Consider the following 4369-nt stretch of genomic DNA (forward strand, 5'->3'; position numbering starts at 1 on the left):
GCGATCCCCAGACGAGTACGAAACCGCCTGGCACACCCACCAGGCCCGACAGGACCAGACGGCTATCGTTCAGCCTGAGCCCACCGGCGCCAGGTAACCAACCCTCCGGCGAACCGGGGGAACCTCAGTACCGCGCCCTTTAGCAAACCGGCAGGCTACTGAGTCGATTCCCACGGAACGCGCCGATACCCCTCGGGTCGCAGGAAGGCGGGTCACATGCGCTTGACTTTTGTAAGGCACTCCGACCAGACGACCTTTGCTGGTCAGTGGTGGCTGCCTGGCCAGCCCGGCAAGCCGGCCCCTGGCACGTTGCGGATCGGGACGGACTATCCCGAACTTGAACTTCACTTCACCAGCGCTACTCAGCCAACTCCCGGGCGTGACGACGAACGGTTCGACGTTCCGGTGCTGCATGGGCGAAGCATGGGCGCCTGCCTGACTCTGCTCGGCGTTTCCGAGACCAACAGCTTCACCAGCCGAGTTGGCGGGCAGCACGAGATGCGGCGGGTGCTGTTCGCGGGCACTGTCTTGGTCGGCAGCGACCATCTGGCCAGCGCGGCGGGCTGCCGGTTCAATCGCGCCTCGTTCCGATTGTCCAACCTCAACGAGTGGGTGAACCGCTCGCCCTACCGGTGGTCGTCCGCTGGGCCGGTCGAAACGCTGGAACTGCTCGACCTGCCCACACTACGAGCCACGATTCCCGGGTGCGAGATCACGCTGGACCGAACGGCCGTGTCCCACCACGGGCACCTGACCGAGTCCGGCTTCACCAGCCACGAGGTCATCGAGCTGAGGTTGGACGAGCCGCAGCTGCTCGACGAGCTGGAACACCGGTTCATCCGCCCGCTGGAGCAGCTGCTGACCCTGGCTACCGGGTCGTCCTGCACCGCGTTCGATGTGCAGGTCGGCAACGACAACGGGAACGGTGACATCGGTAGTTGGCCGTTGGCCACCTACACCGTCCGTCGACGCAGCACCGACATGGCCCAGCAGAACCGGCCGAGAATCCGCCAGCATATGCGTCTCGGCATGAACAGCAGTAGCTATCCGCCCAACATCGACTTTGACGAGTTCATACCCCGTTGGATCAGTCTGCAAGCGCAGTTGAGCACGGTCTGCGATTTGATCTTCTCGCTACGCTCGGGATCCAGCGGGTACCTACAGCAGCAGATGTTCGCCATCGCGTCGGCGCTGGAGGGGATGCACCGCGGCCTGAGCCCGCAGTACGAGACGAAGTCCGCCGACGAGCGGGCACGTAACGCCGAGGTCCTTGAGGCGGTGCAAGCCGGACGGCCCGAGCACCACGACTGGCTTAGGTCTACGATCGCGTACGCCCATCGCAAGTCCTACGCGTTCCGGATTCGTGAGCTGCTCGATCAGACCGACCACATCATGGCTGAGGTCGTCGGCAACGAGACCAAGTGGACCCAGCAACTACGGGAGATCCGCGACGGCATCGGGCACGTGCTACCCGCCCAGGACGACAAGACGGTTGAGCAGATGATTGCCATGCTCTACTCAGCTCGGCTGTTCGCCGAACTTGTGCTGCTACGCCAGCTCGGACTCAGCGCAGCGCAATGCCGCAGCAGCCTGAGCCGCCAATGGGAACTGGGCAACGTACGGGAATACGTCAAGAAAGGGTACCCGGCATGGTTTGCCGAGCCGGGCAGTATCCCCACCTAGCCTCGATCGTTCACGGCTGATGTCGGGCGCCCCCCGTCTGTGACTGCTTGTTGTCGATGCGATTGGGTCCGGGCCATGGTGGCTGGCCGTCTGTCGCGGCGGTGGGCGTGGTCTCCTTGGGTCCTCCGGTCGTCGGGGCGGGACTGAGCTGGTCAGCCGGGGGCAGGGATCGCCGCAATCCGGGTGAAGGCAGCCGTGATCTGGTCGGTGTCGGCGTACAGGACCGAGTGCACAGGCAGGTACGCCGGCGGGGCTGTACGCCGACAGTCGGCTGCCCAGCGATTGCCTGCCGGGTGTGAAACCCTGCATGACAGGTGGGAGGGAGACCAGGATGGCCGTGATCGTGGAGCCGGTTGTATCGGAAGAGAAGCTACGCTCACTGCTGAACGAAGGCGGCGAACACGAGTGCTTGGACTTCAAGACATCCTCGGACCTGTCGGTCACTTATGACCTAGTCGCCTTGGTGAAGGACATCGCCGCGATGCTCAGCAACGAGCGTGGTGGTTACATCGTCGTCGGCGCCGAAGACAATGGTGCCCCAGCGCCCGGCTTGACGGCGCGCCATCTGCAGCTGTTCGACGAGTCTCGTGTCCGCGCGAAGATCGTCAAGTACCTACCGGAGCCGTTCGACTTCAGCGTCGCCCGGCACACCATCGACGGATGCCCGATGGTGCTGCTGTACGTGGGCGCGAGCCCGAAGGGCTTCCACATCTTTAGCCGCAACGGCGACTACGAGCTCTACGACCCGCAGGCGAAAGGCGGTAAGCGCAAGGGGTTCGAGTTCCGCCGCGGTGAGGTGTTCGTGCGACGCGGCACCTCGTCCGTGGTGTGGGAACCCAATGACCGGGAGCGCCTCATCGAGGCTATTGTTGCCCGGCACAAGGACCAATGGCGCGCGGAGTACCGCGACGAGCTTACCGCGATGATCAACGTTCGACTCAGCGCCCACAACCTGCAGCAACTTCCCGCCGCCGCGATGACCTGGCGACTGGACCCCGACGCCTTCGATGAGCTGACCCTGGAACTTCTCCGCCGGCAGGACCTCATCCCGCTACGTCGCGCGCTGCTGCAGTCCGTCAGCGATGCCGCGGCCATACCGGATCTGCCGGACTTCGAAACCCTGCTGCATCGGGTGACCAGCGTCGCCGCGCAGGCTCTGACCTACCAGGAACAGACTTGGTTCACCGAAGCAGTGCAGGCGCTGACCCACATCTTCGAACGCCCCGGGCCGTCCACCGACCCAGCCATCGCACTGGAACGACGGCTGCTTGTCGCCGCCCACGGCTACGCGCTCGGCGCTTTGGCCGTGCGGGTGAAGAACTGGCCGGCCGTCCGGCACATCGCGGACCGGCGAATCCGAGGCGCGGAGTTCGACTACTACCGCAACTGGTTCCGCTACACCATCGTGAACGCCAACCAAGCCCGGGTGATCGACGACAGAAGTCCCGACATCATCGGTCGGGCGCACAACATCGTCCGCGAGACCGCAGCGCTGTATGCCGACCTGCCCTCCGGCCACGACGAGATCCTCGACAGCCTGTGCCAGTTCGACGCGCTTACCGGCATCGTGTTCCTCGCCGACTCCGCCGGCTCCGGCAGCCCGAGCTACTGGCCCCACTTTGCCTGCTACAACCACCGCCGCACCGAACCAATCTTCATCGAACTGGCTACCGACGACTCCATGCGCCAGCAGATCGCCGGCCACGACAACGACGAAGTGGTCGCCAACGCAATGGTCAGGATTGACGGCTTAGCCCGACGCGCAGGCTTCCAATACGACGGATGGGAGGGCTTCGCCTACACCGACAACCGGGATGTTCTCGACTATTTGAACCGTCACGCGACGAGCACAGCGCAGGTGGCCCTCTAGATCCAGCCTCGTTGATCATCGAGTTCCTCTGCTGGGTCCTTGTGACGCAAGGAGGCCCTCGGCATCCGAGGGGACGAGCGCGCATGTCAAGTGGAACGACCTGGAACTTCTGATCAGCGTCGCAGTGAACTTTGACCGGGACCCCAGGGCACGGCGGCAGCGCGGCCAACGGAGTCGCAGTCGGTCTTGGCGGTGCGGACGGCGACCTCTTACTGGACGTCTTGTTCACATTGTGCCTGATTAGCCCGCCCTCACAACTGAAAACCATCGATGCTTCTGCCGGTTTCATTACAATTTTGCCCCGAACGACAGCATTCACGAACGTCCAACTTTGGCGCTTTTGCTACGCCATGAATGTCTGGCTGGAGTTTGTCCACAAGTTGCTAACGGCCGGCACGCTACAAGGGCCGGCGCCCTCATGTATCGCCCGGCTGACCCGCCCATATAGGGGGAAGAGTCTCAAAACGGCAAACGTGAATCAGGATCAGACGTCCTCTAAGAGCGTGTCTCAGGTGGCGAGTTTGAGGTAGCGTTTGTGGCAGGTCAGGGCGGCGGCGAGGGTGACGAATGCGCAGTACAGGCCGGGATCGCGTTCGTAGCGGATGGTCAGCCGGCGGTAGCCGGTGAACCAGGCGAAGGTCCGCTCGATGACCCACCGGTGTCGGCCGAGGCGGTTGGCCGACTCTATGCCGCGTCGGGCGATGCGGGGGCGGATGCCGCGCTGGCGGAGCATGCGGCGCAGGTGGGGGTAGTCGTAGCCCTTGTCGGCGTGCAGCTTGTCCGGGTGTCGGCGCCGGGGACCACGGCGGGAACGGA

At 64.1% G+C, this 4369-nt stretch carries 3 protein-coding genes; 2 read left to right on the forward strand and 1 reads right to left on the reverse strand.

The genetic code is table 11. The annotated features are described in order from the left end of the window. Positions 1-216: 216 nt before the first annotated feature. Both C1I93_RS28865 and C1I93_RS28870 read left to right on the forward strand, forming a co-directional pair. Positions 217-1683, forward strand: a complete 1467-nt coding sequence (locus C1I93_RS28865; RefSeq protein WP_146603604.1) for an ApeA N-terminal domain 1-containing protein — start codon at positions 217-219, stop codon at positions 1681-1683. A 331-nt stretch (positions 1684-2014) separates the two neighbouring features. Further along, positions 2015-3553 (forward strand): AlbA family DNA-binding domain-containing protein, encoded by a 1539-nt coding sequence (locus C1I93_RS28870; RefSeq protein WP_181445375.1) that lies wholly within the window; start codon positions 2015-2017, stop codon positions 3551-3553. Positions 3554-4061: 508 nt separating this feature from the next. On the opposite strand, the gene C1I93_RS28875 is transcribed toward C1I93_RS28870, so the two are convergent. Further along, the coding region (locus tag C1I93_RS28875; protein WP_146603605.1) for a transposase at positions 4062-4369 on the reverse strand (308 nt) is incomplete at its 5' end.

Origin of the sequence: Micromonospora endophytica (genome assembly GCF_003236305.1) — a bacterium.
Taxonomy (GTDB): Bacteria; Actinomycetota; Actinomycetes; order Mycobacteriales; family Micromonosporaceae; genus Micromonospora; species Micromonospora endophytica.

Bases quoted from the DNA above. Each gene is read 5' to 3' on its own strand.
- C1I93_RS28865 (WP_146603604.1), top strand. From the start codon at position 217: ATGCGCTTGACTTTTGTAAGGCACTCCGACCAGACGACCTTTGCTGGT.
- C1I93_RS28870 (WP_181445375.1), top strand. From the start codon at position 2,015: ATGGCCGTGATCGTGGAGCCGGTTGTATCGGAAGAGAAGCTACGCTCA.